The sequence below is a fragment of the Ruegeria sp. genome, assembly GCF_028066395.1.
Taxonomy (GTDB): domain Bacteria; phylum Pseudomonadota; class Alphaproteobacteria; order Rhodobacterales; family Rhodobacteraceae; genus Ruegeria.
In genome coordinates this window covers 1-15,036 of record NZ_JALCBM010000042.1, presented here as the reverse complement: position 1 = coordinate 15,036, position 15,036 = coordinate 1, and the positions used below count along the sequence as shown (strand labels likewise).

The 15,036-nt window shown below is 61.1% G+C and carries 11 protein-coding genes and 1 tRNA gene; 10 read left to right on the top strand and 2 right to left on the bottom strand.

Going from position 1 to position 15,036, the window contains the following annotated elements:
• Nucleotides 1-233, top strand: a 233-nt coding sequence (locus MPJ51_RS13660; RefSeq protein ID WP_298387724.1) for a hypothetical protein, incomplete at its 5' end; no start/stop codon positions are given.
• Nucleotides 234-368: 135 nt separating this feature from the next.
• Here the strand turns inward: MPJ51_RS13660 and MPJ51_RS13655 are convergent.
• A tRNA-Leu gene (locus MPJ51_RS13655) sits at nucleotides 369-455 on the bottom strand.
• Nucleotides 456-665: 210 nt separating this feature from the next.
• Between MPJ51_RS13655 and MPJ51_RS13650 the strand changes: the two genes are divergently transcribed.
• The gene (locus MPJ51_RS13650) at nucleotides 666-1,646 is read left to right on the top strand and encodes a complex I NDUFA9 subunit family protein (RefSeq protein WP_298387721.1); all 981 of its coding nucleotides are present in this window, start codon (nucleotides 666-668) and stop codon (nucleotides 1,644-1,646) included.
• On the opposite strand, the gene MPJ51_RS13645 is transcribed toward MPJ51_RS13650, so the two are convergent.
• Nucleotides 1,647-2,450: an undecaprenyl-diphosphate phosphatase gene (locus tag MPJ51_RS13645; RefSeq protein ID WP_298387718.1), complete on the bottom strand. Its 804-nt coding sequence runs from the start codon at nucleotides 2,448-2,450 to the stop codon at nucleotides 1,647-1,649.
• Between the two features lie 229 nt (nucleotides 2,451-2,679).
• On the opposite strand from MPJ51_RS13645, the gene MPJ51_RS13640 reads away from it, so the two are divergent.
• From MPJ51_RS13640 to MPJ51_RS13605, 8 genes are all read left to right on the top strand, one after another.
• Complete coding sequence (locus MPJ51_RS13640) at nucleotides 2,680-4,113, top strand: NAD(P)-dependent oxidoreductase (protein ID WP_298387716.1); 1,434 nt, start codon at nucleotides 2,680-2,682, stop codon at nucleotides 4,111-4,113.
• 28 nt (nucleotides 4,114-4,141) lie between these two features.
• The gene (locus MPJ51_RS13635) at nucleotides 4,142-4,579 is read left to right on the top strand and encodes a GFA family protein (RefSeq protein WP_298387713.1); all 438 of its coding nucleotides are present in this window, start codon (nucleotides 4,142-4,144) and stop codon (nucleotides 4,577-4,579) included.
• Nucleotides 4,576-9,108: a glutamate synthase large subunit gene (gltB, locus tag MPJ51_RS13630; RefSeq protein ID WP_298387711.1), complete on the top strand. Its 4,533-nt coding sequence runs from the start codon at nucleotides 4,576-4,578 to the stop codon at nucleotides 9,106-9,108. Before MPJ51_RS13635 ends, gltB begins: the two co-directional genes overlap by 4 nt.
• 176 nt (nucleotides 9,109-9,284) lie before the next feature.
• A complete protein-coding gene (locus tag MPJ51_RS13625; protein ID WP_298387708.1) occupies nucleotides 9,285-10,235 on the top strand; it encodes a Hint domain-containing protein in 951 nt (316 codons plus the stop codon).
• 39 nt (nucleotides 10,236-10,274) lie between these two features.
• Nucleotides 10,275-11,015 (top strand): monofunctional biosynthetic peptidoglycan transglycosylase, encoded by a 741-nt coding sequence (gene mtgA / locus MPJ51_RS13620; protein WP_298387706.1) that lies wholly within the window; start codon nucleotides 10,275-10,277, stop codon nucleotides 11,013-11,015.
• A 59-nt stretch (nucleotides 11,016-11,074) separates the two neighbouring features.
• Nucleotides 11,075-11,740: a glutathione S-transferase family protein gene (locus MPJ51_RS13615; protein WP_298387703.1), complete on the top strand. Its 666-nt coding sequence runs from the start codon at nucleotides 11,075-11,077 to the stop codon at nucleotides 11,738-11,740.
• A gap of 78 nt (nucleotides 11,741-11,818) precedes the next feature.
• A complete protein-coding gene (gene queG, locus MPJ51_RS13610; RefSeq protein WP_298387700.1) occupies nucleotides 11,819-12,877 on the top strand; it encodes a tRNA epoxyqueuosine(34) reductase QueG in 1,059 nt (352 codons plus the stop codon).
• A 154-nt stretch (nucleotides 12,878-13,031) separates the two neighbouring features.
• Nucleotides 13,032-15,035, top strand: coding sequence for a hydantoinase/oxoprolinase family protein (locus MPJ51_RS13605; RefSeq protein ID WP_298387697.1), 2,004 nt, complete (start codon nucleotides 13,032-13,034; stop codon nucleotides 15,033-15,035).
• Nucleotide 15,036 lies beyond the last annotated feature (1 nt).

Sequence of the window (15,036 nt, the reverse complement as noted above, 5' to 3'; positions counted from 1 at the left end):
ACATGTTCAGGCGGGTCGGCGAGCTCGCGGTCATACGTCATTTGCAAGTATTCCTCAGCAACCAGCAAAAAGGTATTCCGCGCTTGCGCCGCTGCTTCGAACCGTTCGGCTTCATCAAAACAAACAGGCCGTCAGCATCAGCCAACTTGTATGGCTTTAGCTTTGGTTGTGCTTTTCGCATCTTCGGGTCGGAAAGTGCCATTGGGGGTATCACCCTCGTGCAGCGGGGGTGATACCCGCCAACAATACCCCCAAGTGCCGTGTTTTCTGGGGGTACCGAGTGTTCTGCTATGTTCAGAATGATACCCGAAAAACGGATAAAAACTCAATGAAATTGAGCGTTTATATCCATCTATGTTCGGAAGAAATGGTGCCCAGGAGAGGACTCGAACCTCCACGTCCATACGGACACTAGCACCTGAAGCTAGCGCGTCTACCAATTCCGCCACCTGGGCAGGTGTCGTGGAGCGGCGTTTAAGCCTAGTCGCGGGGGGCGTCAACAGGATTCGAACAGAATTCTGAAAGTTTTTTCCTCGCACCGTGGAGCCCCGTAATTGGGACCGCAAAAACAGCAAGAAATCATCGTCGCGCGGCGTTATTGCGCCTTGTTTGACATCGCCCGGGGCGGTAGATCGGATCAGGACCCATTAGCCAGGAGCCACAGCATGTCCAAAATGGTCACGATTTACGGCGGATCGGGATTTGTCGGCCGTTACATTGCGCGGCGCATGGCAAACAAAGGGTGGCGCGTGCGGGTGGCTGTGCGGCGTCCGAATGAGGCGATGTTCGTCAAACCCTATGGCGTTGTCGGTCAGGTCGAGCCGATCCTGTGCAATATCCGCGACGATGCCTCGGTTGCTGCGGCGATGCAGGGGGCGGATGCGGTGGTCAATTGTGTCGGCGTCCTGAACGAGCTGGGCAAGAATGAATTCGACGCGGTGCAGACCGAAGGGGCCGAGCGTGTTGCGCGGCTGGCAGCGCAGCATGGTGTGGCGCGCATGGTGCATCTCTCGGCCATCGGTGCGGATGCCGAGGCCGACAGCGATTATGCCCGCACCAAGGCCGAGGGTGAGGCCGCGGTGCTGGCCCATATGCCCGGGGCGGTTATCCTGCGCCCTTCCGTGATTTTCGGGACCGAGGATCAGTTCTTTAACCGTTTTGCCGGGATGACCCGTTTCGGGCCGTTTCTGCCTTTGGTCGGGGCTGAGACCCGGTTTCAGCCGGTCTATGTGGACGATGTCGCGCAGGCCGCCGTGCAGGGTGTTCTGGGCCAAGCCGCGGGCACCTATGAGCTGGGCGGGCCCGAGGTCAAAACCTTCCGCGCGCTGATGCAGCAGATGCTGGAAGTCATTCACCGTCGCCGCATCATCCTTGGCGTGCCGTTCTGGATCGGCAAGATCATGGCGGGCGTTCTGGATATCGTGAAGTTCGTCAGCTTTCAGCTGTTCCCGAACCATATCCTGACCAAGGATCAGCTGAAGAACCTGCGCCACGACAATGTGGTTTCTGACGATGCGAAGGGCTTTGCCGATCTGGGCATTGAGCCCGCCGCGCTGGATTCGGTGCTGCCGGAATATCTGTGGAAATTCCGCCCGGCCGGTCAGTATGACGACATTCAGAACTCGGCCCGGAACCTCAAGATCTGATCAGCTATAGGCGATGATCAAAAGGATCACGCCAAGGATCACACGATAGATCACATAGGGCGTAAAGCTGATGCTGCGCAGCAGGCGCATCATCAGGCTGAGCGCAAGCAGTGCAGCGAGAAAGGCAAAGACAGCGGCGATGGCGCCGTCTTTTGCCAGTTGCGCGTCGGCATCGCGGATCACATCCAGTGACAGCAGCGCACCTGAGGCCAGGATCGTTGGGATCGACATTAACATCGCGATCCGGGCGCCATCTTCGCGTGTATAGCCCAACTGCCGCGCGCCGGTGATGGTGATGCCGGATCGCGAGGTGCCCGGGATCAGCGCCAGTACCTGCCACAGCCCCATGATCACCGCATCGCGCAGCCCCCAATCCGCCGCCTGTTTGGTCTGCGCGCCTTTCTGGTCCATCCAGTACAGCAGCAGGCCAAACCCCAGCATCGTCCATCCGATCACCGCGACAGAGCGCATGGCGTGGCTCAGCCCCGTTGCATGCAGGATCGCACCCGCAATGACGGTGGGGATCGTGGCGACGATCAGCGCCATGGCCATCCGTGCCGGTGCCGTGTCCAACCGCCCGGTCAGCGCTTTGGGCAGACCGATCAGCGCCTGTTTCACGTCGCTCCAGAAATACAGAACCACGGCGCCCAGCGTGCCCACATGCACCGCCACATCAATGGCCAGCCCCTGATCATCCATCCCGGTCAGGCGGGGCAGCAGGATCAGATGGCCCGAGGAAGAGATCGGCAGGAACTCGGTAATGCCCTGAATGATCGCCACGAGAATCAACTGAAATAGACTCATCTGCCCTGCCGTGCTGTTGCCGCCCGCTCTTTGGTTTCATGGGTATAAGTGTGGTGTCGGAAAGGAAAGTGTTCAAATAAGTCCGAATCGGACCTAAAAATGAGATGAAATTACACGGACTTCGGGGGCAGAGGGTAAATTTCCAAAAATAGGTCAGCACATTTTACTTTTCATCTTCTGGCACATCCCGTAAAGAGGCCGGACCAAGCCAATTCATGGAGTCTGACCCGTGGCCAAGCAACCGATGCTGAAATTTGTGCAGATCGACCGAGTCATGCCGGAAAAGCGTGCCGCTGATGACCGCAGGGAAGACTTCGACGAAATCTATGCCGAATTCGCCGCCGAGAAAGCGGCCGAGCAGGCCAGCCGGTGCAGTCAGTGCGGCGTGCCCTATTGCCAGTCGCACTGCCCGCTGCACAACAACATTCCCGACTGGCTGCGCCTGACCGCGACAGGTCGTCTGGAAGAGGCTTATCAGACCAGCCAGGCCACCAACACGTTTCCCGAGATCTGCGGTCGCATCTGCCCGCAGGACCGTCTGTGCGAAGGCAACTGCGTGATCGAACAGTCCGGCCACGGCACGGTCACCATCGGCACGATCGAGAAATACATCACTGACACGGCATGGGATAAAGGCTGGGTGCAGCCCACTGCGCCGACAGCCGAGCGCAGCGAAAGCGTTGGAATCATCGGTGGTGGCCCCGGCGGGCTGGCGGCGGCGGATATGCTGCGCCGGGCTGGAATTCAGGTCACCGTCTATGACCGTTATGACCGCGCGGGTGGTCTGCTGATGTATGGCATCCCCGGCTTCAAGCTGGAAAAGGACATCGTTCAGCGCCGCAACGATCTGCTGGCTGATGGCGGCGTGACCTTTGAATTGAATTGCGACGTCGACGCCACGAAATTCGAAGAAATTCGTGCGCAGCATGACGCGGTGATCATCGCCACTGGTGTCTATAAGTCCCGCGATCTCTCCATGCCCGGCAGCGGGCTAGCGGGGATTGAAAAGGCCATCGACTTCCTGACTGCCTCGAACCGCAAAAGCTTTGGCGATGAGGTTGAGGATTTCGACAATGGCCGTCTGAACGCCGCAGGGAAAAAGGTTGTCGTGATCGGCGGTGGCGATACCGCGATGGACTGCGTGCGGACTTCGATCCGGCAGGGCGCGACCTCGGTCAAGTGCCTCTATCGCCGCGACCGGGCCAATATGCCGGGCTCGCAGCGCGAAACCCAGAATGCCGAGGAAGAAGGCGTGATCTTTGAATGGCTCAGCGCGCCCAAAGGGTTCACCGGTGACGACAAGGTTACGGGCGTGATGGTGCAGAAGATGCGTCTGGGTCAGCCCGATGCGTCGGGCCGTCAGGCCCCCGAGGTGATCGAAGGCGCGGATTATGTCGAGGACGCCGATCTGGTGATCAAGGCACTGGGGTTCGAGCCTGAAGACCTGTCCACCCTGTTTGGTCAGCCCGATCTGCCCGTGACCCGCTGGGGCACCGTCAAGGCCGCCTTCCAGACCGGCGAGACCGAGATGGACGGCGTCTATGCCATCGGTGACATCGTGCGCGGGGCCTCTCTGGTCGTGTGGGCGATCCGCGACGGGCGTGATTGCGCCGATGCGATCATCGACCGGTTCAACGCCCGCGCGGCAGTCGCCGCCGAGTAACCCAACAGCCCAGCGACAGGAGGGTCAAATGCCCGAATTGCAAGGCCAATGCATGTGCGGCGCGGTCACGGTGACCGCCACCCCGGCGCGGGACGCGCTGGGCGCCTGCCATTGCGACCAATGCCGCCGCTGGACCAGTTCGATGCTGGTCACCTTTCAGGCCGAGCCCGGATATGCCGCGCTGGGTCCGGTGAAAACCTTCACCTCATCCGATTGGGCGGAACGCGCCTTTTGCGCCGATTGCGGATCGGCTTTGTGGTATCGGATCACCCTGCCGGGTGAGATGCACGGACAGACCCAGATGGCCGCAGGATTGTTCGACAATGGCGCGGACCAATCGCTGAAACTTGAACTCTATATCGACAAAAAGCCCGAAGGCTACGCGTTCGCAGGCGAACGCCGGCAGATGACCAAAGCTGAGGTCGAAGCCATGTATGCCCTGCCGGAAGAAGGAGACAGCCAATGACCAAGTATGATGCCGATTGGGTGCGGGCCGAGGAAGACAAACGCAAATGGATGGCGGAAAACGGTCTCTATTCCGAGGCCGAAGAGCATTCCTCCTGCGGGGTGGGTCTGGTTGTGTCCGTCGACGGCAAGAAAAGCCGCAAGGTGGTCGATGCGGGCATCGATGCGCTCAAGGCGATCTGGCACCGGGGCGCGGTGGATGCCGATGGCAAGACCGGCGATGGCGCGGGTATCCATGTGCAGATCCCGGTTCCCTTCTTCTATGACCAGATCCGCCGCACCGGTCACGAACCCCGGATGGATGAGTTGATCGCCGTTGGTCAGGTCTTTCTGCCCCGCACCGACTTCGGTGCGCAGGAGCAGTGCCGGACCATTGTTGAGACCGAAGTGCTGCGCATGGGCTATTACATCTACGGCTGGCGCCATGTGCCGGTTGATGTGACCTGTCTGGGCGAAAAGGCCAACGCAACCCGGCCCGAGATCGAGCAGATTCTGATCTCGAACTCGAAAGGTGTGGACGAAGAAACCTTTGAGCGTGAACTGTATGTGATCCGTCGCCGCATCGAAAAGGCGGCTATCGCGGCGGGGATTTCGGGCCTGTATCTGGCCTCGCTGTCCTGCCGGTCGATCATCTACAAGGGCATGATGCTGGCCGAGCAAGTGGCTGTCTTCTACCCCGATCTGATGGACGAGCGCTTCGAATCTGCCTTTGCGATCTATCACCAGCGCTATTCGACCAACACCTTCCCGCAGTGGTGGCTGGCGCAGCCGTTCCGTATGCTGGCCCATAACGGTGAGATCAACACGCTGAAGGGCAACGTCAACTGGATGAAAAGTCATGAAATCCGCATGACCTCGGACAGCTTTGGCGATTATGCCGAAGATATTAAGCCGATCATCGCGGGCGGATCGTCGGATTCGGCTGCATTAGACTCGGTTTTTGAGGTTCTGGTGCGCGCGGGCCGCTCGGCCCCGATGGCGAAAACCATGCTGGTGCCGGAAAGCTGGTCCAAGCAGGCGGTGGAACTGCCGCAGGCCTGGCGCGACATGTATTCCTACTGCAACTCGGTGATGGAGCCGTGGGACGGCCCTGCCGCGCTGGCAATGACCGATGGCCGCTGGGTGTGCGCCGGGCTCGACCGGAACGGGTTGCGCCCGATGCGTTACGTGGTGACCGGCGATGGTCTGGTTATCGCCGGGTCCGAGGCCGGGATGGTGCCGATTGATGAGGCCAGCGTGACCGAAAAAGGCGCGCTGGGTCCGGGGCAGATGCTGGCTGTCGATATGAAAAAGGGCAAGCTGTTCCGCGACACCCAGATCAAGGACAAACTGGCCCGCGCGCTGCCCTTTGGCGACTGGGTCGGCAAGATCAACGATCTGGATGAGGCGCTGGCCGGGGTCACTGAGACGCCGATCTTCTCGGGCGAGGAACTGCGCAAGCGTCAGATCGCGGCGGGCTATTCGGTTGAGGAACTGGAACAGATCCTTGCCCCGATGGCCGAGGATGGGAAAGAAGCGCTGGCCTCGATGGGTGACGACACGCCCTCGGCCGTGTTGTCCAAGCAATACCGCCCGCTCAGCCATTTCTTCCGGCAGAATTTCAGCCAGGTGACCAACCCGCCCATCGATAGCTTGCGGGAATACCGGGTGATGTCGCTGAAAACGCGGTTCGGGAACCTGAAAAACGTGTTGGACGAGGACAGCAGCCAGACCGAGATTATCGTGCTGGAAAGCCCCTTTGTCGGCAACGCGCAGTGGGAAACGCTGGTCGGGAATCTGAACGCCCCGCTGGCCGAGATCGACTGTACCTTCACCCCCGGTGAAGGCCAGTTGGACGTCGCCCTGACTCGTGTCCGGGCCGAGGCGGAAGAGGCTGTGCGGTCCGGCGCGGGACATCTGGTGCTGACCGATCAGCATTCCGGTCCCGACAAGGTTGCCATGCCGATGATTCTGGCCACCAGCGCGGTGCACAGCCATCTGACCCGCAAGGGGCTGCGGACCTTCTGCTCGCTCAACGTGCGGTCGGCGGAATGTATCGATCCGCATTACTTTGCGGTGCTGATCGGCTGCGGTGCGACCGTCGTGAACGCGTATCTGGCCGAGGATTCCATTGCTGACCGGATTGAACGGGGCCTGCTGGACGGGTCGCTGACCGAAAACGTGGCGCGCTATCGTGAAGCCATCGATCAGGGCTTGCTCAAGATCATGGCCAAGATGGGTATCTCGGTTGTCTCGTCCTATCGCGGTGGTCTGAATTTCGAGGCTGTGGGTCTGTCCCGCGCCATGGTGGCCGAGTATTTCCCCGGCATGACTAGCCGCATCTCGGGCATCGGTATTCACGGCATCCGCGTCAAGGCCGAAGAGATTCACGCCAAGGCATGGGCAGGTGGTCTGGACGTGCTGCCCATCGGTGGTTTCTACAAGGCGCGCAAGTCGGGTGAGACCCATGCGTGGGAAGCGACCTCGATGCATATGATGCAAATGGCCTGTAACAGAGCCTCATTTGAGCTGTGGAAACAGTATTCGGCCAAGATGCAGTCGAACCCGCCGATCCATCTGCGCGACCTGATGGATTTCAAACCGATGGGTAAGCCGGTGCCGATTGAAGAGGTGGAATCGATCACTTCGATCCGCAAACGGTTCGTCACGCCGGGCATGTCGCTGGGCGCGCTGTCGCCCGAGGCGCATAAAACGCTGAACGTGGCGATGAACCGGATCGGGGCCAAGTCCGACAGCGGCGAGGGGGGTGAAGACCCGGCGCATTTCGTGCCGGAGCCCAATGGCGACAACCCCTCGGCCAAGATCAAGCAGGTGGCCTCGGGCCGGTTCGGTGTGACCGCCGAGTACCTGAACCAGTGTGAAGAGCTGGAGATCAAGGTCGCCCAAGGCGCGAAACCCGGTGAGGGTGGTCAGCTGCCCGGCATGAAGGTCACTGACCTGATCGCACGTCTGCGGCACTCGACCAAAGGCGTGACGCTGATCTCGCCGCCGCCGCACCACGACATCTACTCGATCGAGGATCTGGCGCAGTTGATCTATGACCTGAAGCAGATCAACCCGCGCTGTAAGGTGACGGTAAAGCTGGTCGCGTCCTCGGGCGTGGGCACAATTGCCGCCGGTGTGGCCAAGGCAAAAGCCGATATTATCCTTGTTTCGGGTCACAATGGCGGCACCGGGGCCTCGCCCGCGACCAGTATCAAATACGCCGGTCTGCCGTGGGAGATGGGCCTGACCGAAGCGCATCAGGTTCTGGCGATGAACAACCTGCGCGACCGCGTGACCCTGCGCACCGATGGCGGTTTGCGCACCGGGCGCGACGTTGTCATGGCCGCGATGATGGGGGCCGAGGAATACGGCATCGGCACCGCCGCCCTGATCGCGATGGGCTGCATCATGGTGCGTCAGTGCCAGTCGAACACCTGCCCGGTGGGCGTCTGTACGCAGGACGACGACCTGCGCGCCAAATTCACCGGCAACGCGGACAAAGTGGTGAACCTGATCACCTTCTACGCGCAGGAAGTGCGGGAAATCCTCGCCAGCCTAGGTGCGCGGTCGGTGGATGAGATCATCGGGCGCGCCGATCTGCTGGCTCAGGTCAGCCGCGGCTCGGCACATCTGGACGATCTGGACCTGAACCCGCTGCTGATCACCGTCGATGGCGCGCATGACATCGTTTATGACCGTGACAAGGATCGCAATGCGGTGCCGGATACGCTGGACGCAGAGATCGTGCGCGACGCGGCGCGGTTCCTGAAGGATGGCGAGAAGATGCAGTTGTCCTACGCGGTGCAGAACACGCACCGGACGGTGGGCACACGGGTCTCCAGCCATATCGTGCAGAATTTCGGCATGCGAAACACGTTCCAGTCGGACCATCTGCATGTGAAACTGCAAGGGTCTGCCGGGCAGTCGCTGGGTGCGTTCGCTGCGCCGGGGCTGAAGCTTGAGGTCTCGGGCGATGCCAATGACTATGTCGGCAAGGGCCTGTCGGGGGGCACCATCGTGGTGCGCCCACCGCAGGTCAGCCCGTTGCAGGCGGATGCCAACACGATCATCGGCAACACCGTTCTGTATGGCGCCACCGATGGCCACCTGTTCGCAGCAGGCCGCGCGGGTGAGCGATTTGGCGTGCGCAACTCGGGCGCTAGTGTGGTGGTCGAGGGCTGCGGCTCGAACGGGTGCGAATACATGACCGGCGGTGTCGCGGTCATTCTGGGTGAGATCGGCGCGAACTTTGGTGCGGGGATGACGGGCGGCATGGCCTATCTGTATGACCCCGATGCCAAGGCCGAAGTGCTGATGAACATGGAGACGCTGGTCACCTGCCCGGTGACCGTGGATCACTGGGAAGATCAGTTGAAAGCCCTGATCGAACGCCATGTCTCGGAGACCGGCAGCCGCAAGGCGCAGGATATTCTGCAGCATTGGGATGTGGAAAAGACCAACTTCCTGCAGGTCTGCCCCAAGGAGATGCTGAATAAGCTCAGCCATCCTCTGACGGTTGAACAGACCGCCGTTCCGGCAGAATAACCCGGCTCAGAGCCGAATATTTCCAAACCCCGCGTGTCTTTTGCACCACGCGGGGTTTGCTTATTTTGACATAAACGTGCGCTAAAACTTGTCCAAACCGCCCGTATCCGCCTAGCTTTGATCACCAGCCGCCCGGGGAAGGGGTGCGGTTGATGTGAAAAGGTGAAGTGTTTCCGATGCCCACGACCCATATTGATCAGTTCTTTGTTCTGGACCCGGCCAATCCCGGGGCGAATGGTACGGTGGTGGGATCGACGCTGACCGTGTCGAAATTCGATATCGTCGATCAGAATGACGATAACCTGATCAACCGGCTGAATGGTGACTCGGTCGATGGGTCGGATATCACCGCCTCCTATTTCAACGATATGGTCACCATCGAATTACCCGATGGCACGCAGGTCACCTATACCGGGGTGACCTTCTATCTGGCCGACGGGCGCGAGGTGTTCACCCCCACCGATGGCAGTGTCCTGCAGGAAGGCACATTCGTCTCATCCTCGGTCACCGATTTCAGCGATACCGGCGGCTCCTTCGGGTCGGTGGATATTCTGGCCGGTGATCTGGGACCGCCCTGTTTCACGCCGGGCACTTTGATCGACACGCCTGATGGGCCGCGCGCGGTCGAGGAATTGCAAGTGGGCGATCTGGTAACGACGCAAGACCGGGGACCGCAGCCGCTGTTGTGGATCGGGCAGACCACGGTCGCGGCCGAAGGCAAATTTGCCCCGATCCGGTTTCAGGCCGGGATGTTCGGGCTGATAGAACCCTTGTTGGTTTCACCCCAGCACCGGATGCTGATCGATGACTGGCGCGCGCAGTATCTTTATGGCCTGCCCGAGGTTCTGATCGCCGCCCATTGTCTGGTGAATAACGACACCGTCACCCGGGTCGAAGGCGGAACGGTGGATTATTACCACCTGCTGTTCTCACAACACGAAATCATCGTCGCCAACGGGGCCAAAACCGAAAGCTATTATCCCGGTCATGCGGTCACGGGCGCCGAGCGTCGCACACAGGCCGAGGTTCTGGCCCTGTTCCCGGAGCTGGATCAGCGCGACCTCGCTGATCTAAAAACCGCTCGCCCAGTGGTGCGCCCGCGCGAGGGGCGGCTGATCGCGATTTAAGCCGTTCCAAACGGGCGCGGCGCGGCGTATAGCAAGGTTATGGCACAGAAAGCAGCCCGCAAGTCACGCGGTAAGAAAAACAAGGCATCAAAGGCGAAATCAGGCATCTCCATCGGTCGCCGGATTCGGCGTTGGGTGGTGCGTGCGGTGCTGGGCGCGGTGGCTGCATTTGTGGCTCTGGTGCTGCTTTATTCCGTTGTGAACCCGCCGGTGACCCATACGATCTGGTCGGAATGGCGTCGTCTGGGCCGGGTCGAGCGGGATTGGGTGCCGATCGAGGAGATCTCACCGATCATGGCCCGGTCTGTCGTTGCGGCCGAGGATGCGAATTTCTGTCTGCACTGGGGGTTCGACGTCGAAGCCATCCGTGATGCGCTGGAGGGTGGCGGCAATCGCGGGGCCTCGACCCTGTCGCAGCAGGTGGTCAAGAACGTGTTCCTGTGGCAGGGGCGCAGTTGGGTTCGCAAGGCGCTTGAAACCTCGATGACGCCGGTGGTGGAACTGGTGTGGAGCAAGCAGCGCATCCTTGAAGTTTATCTGAACGTGGCCGAGACCGGACAGGGTATCTTTGGGGTCGAGGCAGCGGCGCAGCGCTATTACGGCGTCAGTGCCGCCAAACTGTCGCGGGTTCAGGCGGCGCGCCTGGCCGCGATCCTGCCGTCACCGCGCAACCGGTCGGTCACCGACCCCACGGCTCGGACCCGAAAGCGGGCGGCGTCGATCCTGGACGGGGCGGCCACCATCCGCGCAGATGGTCGCGCGGATTGTTTCGAGGATTGAAACCGGGGCACATCCAAGGCTAAAGCTGAAAGGGTATAGTCTGGTTCGAATGGATACCCATGGCGCGTCTGTTTCACGTCCCCCTGTCCCCCTATTGCCGCAAGGTTCGCCTGTCTCTGGCCGAAAAGAAGGTCGAGGTTGAGTTGGTTGAAGAAAGGTACTGGGAACAGGACCCGGATTTTCTGCGCCGAAACCCGGCGGGCAAGGTGCCTGTGCTGCGGCTGGACGGGCGGGTGATGTCGGAAAGTGCCGCGATCTGCGAATATATCGAAGAGACGCGCCCCGAGCCGCCCTTGATGCCAAAAAAGCCCGAGGCCCGGTACGAGGTGCGCCGTCTGGTGGGCTGGTTCGATGACAAGTTTCACCACGAGGTGACCTCGAAACTGTTGTACGAGCGGGTCAATAAGAAGGTGACTGGGCAGGGCTATCCCGACAGTAAGAACGTCAAGGAAGGCGCGCGGGCGATCAAGTATCATCTGGATTACATGGCCTGGCTGCTGGATCAGCGGCGCTGGCTGGCCGGGGATCAGATGACCTTGGCGGATTTTGCCGCAGCGGCGCATTTGTCGGCGCTGGATTATATCTCGGACGTGGATTGGAACCGCAGCGCGGCGGTCAAGGATTGGTATGCCAAGATCAAGTCCCGCCCGGCGTTCCGGTCGATATTGGCGGATCAGGTCCCGGGGTTCCGGCCGCCACCGCATTACGCCGATCTGGATTTCTGATAGGATGGCGGGGTAGGGGGGCTGTCTGCCCCCCATCGCGCCTTTGGCGCGATTTCCCCCGAGGATATTTTTGGCCAGATGAAGAGCGGATCGGAGTTGAAAGAACGGCTGGTGGCGCAGGCTTTGTCTGAGGGGTTTGTGTCATGCCGTGTGTGCAGGCCGTGGGATGTGCCGCAGGTGCCCGCGCGGCTGGAGGCGTTTTTGCAAGCCGGGTATCACGGGCAGATGGGCTGGATGGCGGAACGGGCGCATTGGCGCGGCGATCCATCGGCCCTATGGCCCGAGGCGCGGTCTGTGATCATGCTGGCCGAAAGCTATACGCCCGCGCATGATCCGACGGAGATATTGGAGCATCCCGATCTGGGCGCGATTTCCGTTTATGCGCAGAACAAGGACTACCACGATCTGGTCAAGAAACGCCTCAAACGTCTGGCGCGGTGGCTGATTGCCGAGGGCGGGGGCGAGGTGAAGGTGTTTGTTGATACTGCGCCCGTGCCCGAGAAGGCGCTGGGGCATGCGGCGGGCTTGGGATGGCAGGGCAAACATACCAATCTGGTGAGCCGGGATTGGGGCAATTGGGCCTTTATAGGATCTATTTTTACCACTTTGGACCTGCCGGCAGATGGGGCCGAGGTGGATCATTGCGGGTCGTGCCGGGCCTGTCTGGACGTGTGCCCGACCGATGCGTTTCCAGCGCCCTATCAGTTGGATGCGCGGCGTTGCATTTCCTACCTGACGATTGAGCACAAAGGGCCGGTGGACGAGGGTTTGCGTTCGCAATTGGGCAACCGGATTTACGGCTGTGACGATTGTCTGGCGGCCTGCCCCTGGAACAAGTTCGCCGTGGCGGCCAGCGATATGCGCTATGCCGCGCGGGAGGCGTTGAAGGCGCCGCCGCTGGCGGAGCTGGTGGCGTTGGATGATGCCGGGTTTCGGGCGTTGTTCTCGGGTTCTCCGATCAAGCGGATCGGGCGGGATCGGTTTGTGCGAAATGTGCTGTATGCGATTGGGAATTCAGGTTTGGGTGAGTTGAAAGCTTCTGCGCAGGCTTTGGTAGATGACTCGGACCCGACCGTTGCAGATGCCGCGCGCTGGGCAGTGGAACAGTTGTCAAACGGCGTTTCTGGAAGCACTTGAATCGCCAATACCCTGCCATGCCTGCGGCATTCTCGGGACATTGGCGATACAGATTGAGACAACGATTTCCCGAAACACCGGAAATGCCGCAAACAGGCTGGACGCGCCGGAATTTCCCGCTACACCCGTGCCGTGCGAATGGATGGAGGACCCGATGGCGCTGGCTTTGGGGGTGGATACGGGTGGAACCTATACGGATGCGGTGCTGATCCGGGATGAGCAGGAGGTTGTCGCCTCGGCCAAGTCTCTGACAACGCGGGCGGATCTGGCGATTGGGGTGGGCAAGGCGATTTCTGCCGTGCTTGAGGCGTCTCAGATTGCGCCGGAGCAGATTGCGCTGGCCTCCCTGTCCACGACGCTGGCCACCAATGCTCTGGTCGAAGGGCAGGGCGGTCGGGTGGCGCTGATCTATGTCGGCTTCCGCGAGGGTGATCTGGAAAAGCATGGGCTGGATGAGGTGCTGAAGGGTGATCCCGCATTGGTGCTGGGTGGGGGGCACAATCATTCGGGCGGCGAGGTTGCGCCGCTGGATGTTGCCGCGTTAGAGGCCTTTTTAGAGACTGAAACGGGCGTTTCCGGCTATGCGGTGGCAGCGCAATTCGCCACCCGCAATCCGGCGCATGAGTTGGAGGTTGCGCGGATCATCACCCAGAAGACCAGCGTGCCGGTGACCTGCTCACATCACCTGTCGGCCAAGCTGAACGGCCCGAAACGGGCGGTGACGGCGGTGCTGAATGCGCGGCTGATCGGGATGATCGACCGGCTGATCGGGCGGGCGCAGGATCGATTGCAGGATCTGGGCATCACCGCGCCGATGATGGTTGTTCGTGGCGACGGCGCGTTGATGAGCGCTGAACAGGCGCGAGAACGACCGATTGAGACGATCCTCAGCGGACCGGCAGCCTCGATCGTGGGCGCGCGGTGGCTGACGGGGACCGAGAACGCTCTGGTCTCCGATATTGGCGGCACCACGACCGATGTGGCGCTGATCCGGGACGGCAAGCCTGCGATTGATCCAGCGGGCGCGCAGGTGGGCGGGTTTCGTACCATGGTCGAGGCCGTCGCGATGCGCACCCACGGTCTGGGTGGCGACAGTCAGGTGCATGTGGTGACCGAAGGGCTGAATGGTGGCGTGTTCCTCGGCCCGCGCCGGGTGCTGCCCGTGTCCCTGATCGCAACCGAGGCGCCTGAGGTGGTTCATGCCGCACTGGATGAACAACTCCGGGCGACCAGTGTCGGTGAACATGACACACGATTTGCCCGCCGTTTGCCGGGCATCCCATCCGAAGGAGTCGGTCCGCGTGAGGTGGTTTTGCTGGAGCGGTTGGGTGATCAGGTTCTGCCGCTGGGCAAATTGCTGAGGACCCGGATCGAATTCAGCGCGCTGAACCGGTTGGTGGATCGTGGGATCGTTCAGGTCTCGGGCGTGACCCCGTCGGATGCGAGTCACGTTCTGGGGCGGCTGGATGCCTGGGATGCCGAGGCTGCGCATAAGGCGCTGGAGTTGATCTCGCGCAGGCGGGTCGGATCGGGTGAGATGCTGGCCAAAACGCCGGAAGGCTTGGCACAGATGATCATTGATCAGCTGACCGAACAGACCTCTTTGACCTTGTTAGAGGCTGCTTTCGCCGAAGAGGCCGGTGTTTTTGGGCGGTCTCCGCAGGAACTTGCCCGGCACGTGCTGATGCAGCAAGGGCTGGCAAAACACCGGGGGCTGGTGGCGCTGGATGCGGCGCTGAATGTGGATGTTGTGGGGCTTGGGGCCTCGGCGCCCAGCTATTACCCAGCGGTGGCGGACCGGCTGCATTGCAACATGATTCTGCCGGAACATGCCGGAGTGGCCAACGCCATCGGGGCGGTTGTGGGACGTGTGACCCTGCGCCAGGCGGGCACGGTTACCTCGCCTTCGGAAGGGCGGTATCGGGTGCATCTCGAGGACGGGCCTCAGGATTTCCCGACCCCGGATGAGGCGTTGGATCTGTTGGAAAACGTGCTGCGTGAGGCGACGATCCAATCGGTGCGCGAGGCCGGGGCAGAAGATATCCGCGTTCTGGTCGACCGCGATATCCGCAAGGCCAAGGTCGAAGGCAAGGACGTGTTTGTCGAGGCGCTGGTCACCGTCGAGGCCAGCGGCCGCCCGAGGGTGGCCGCCGGATAAA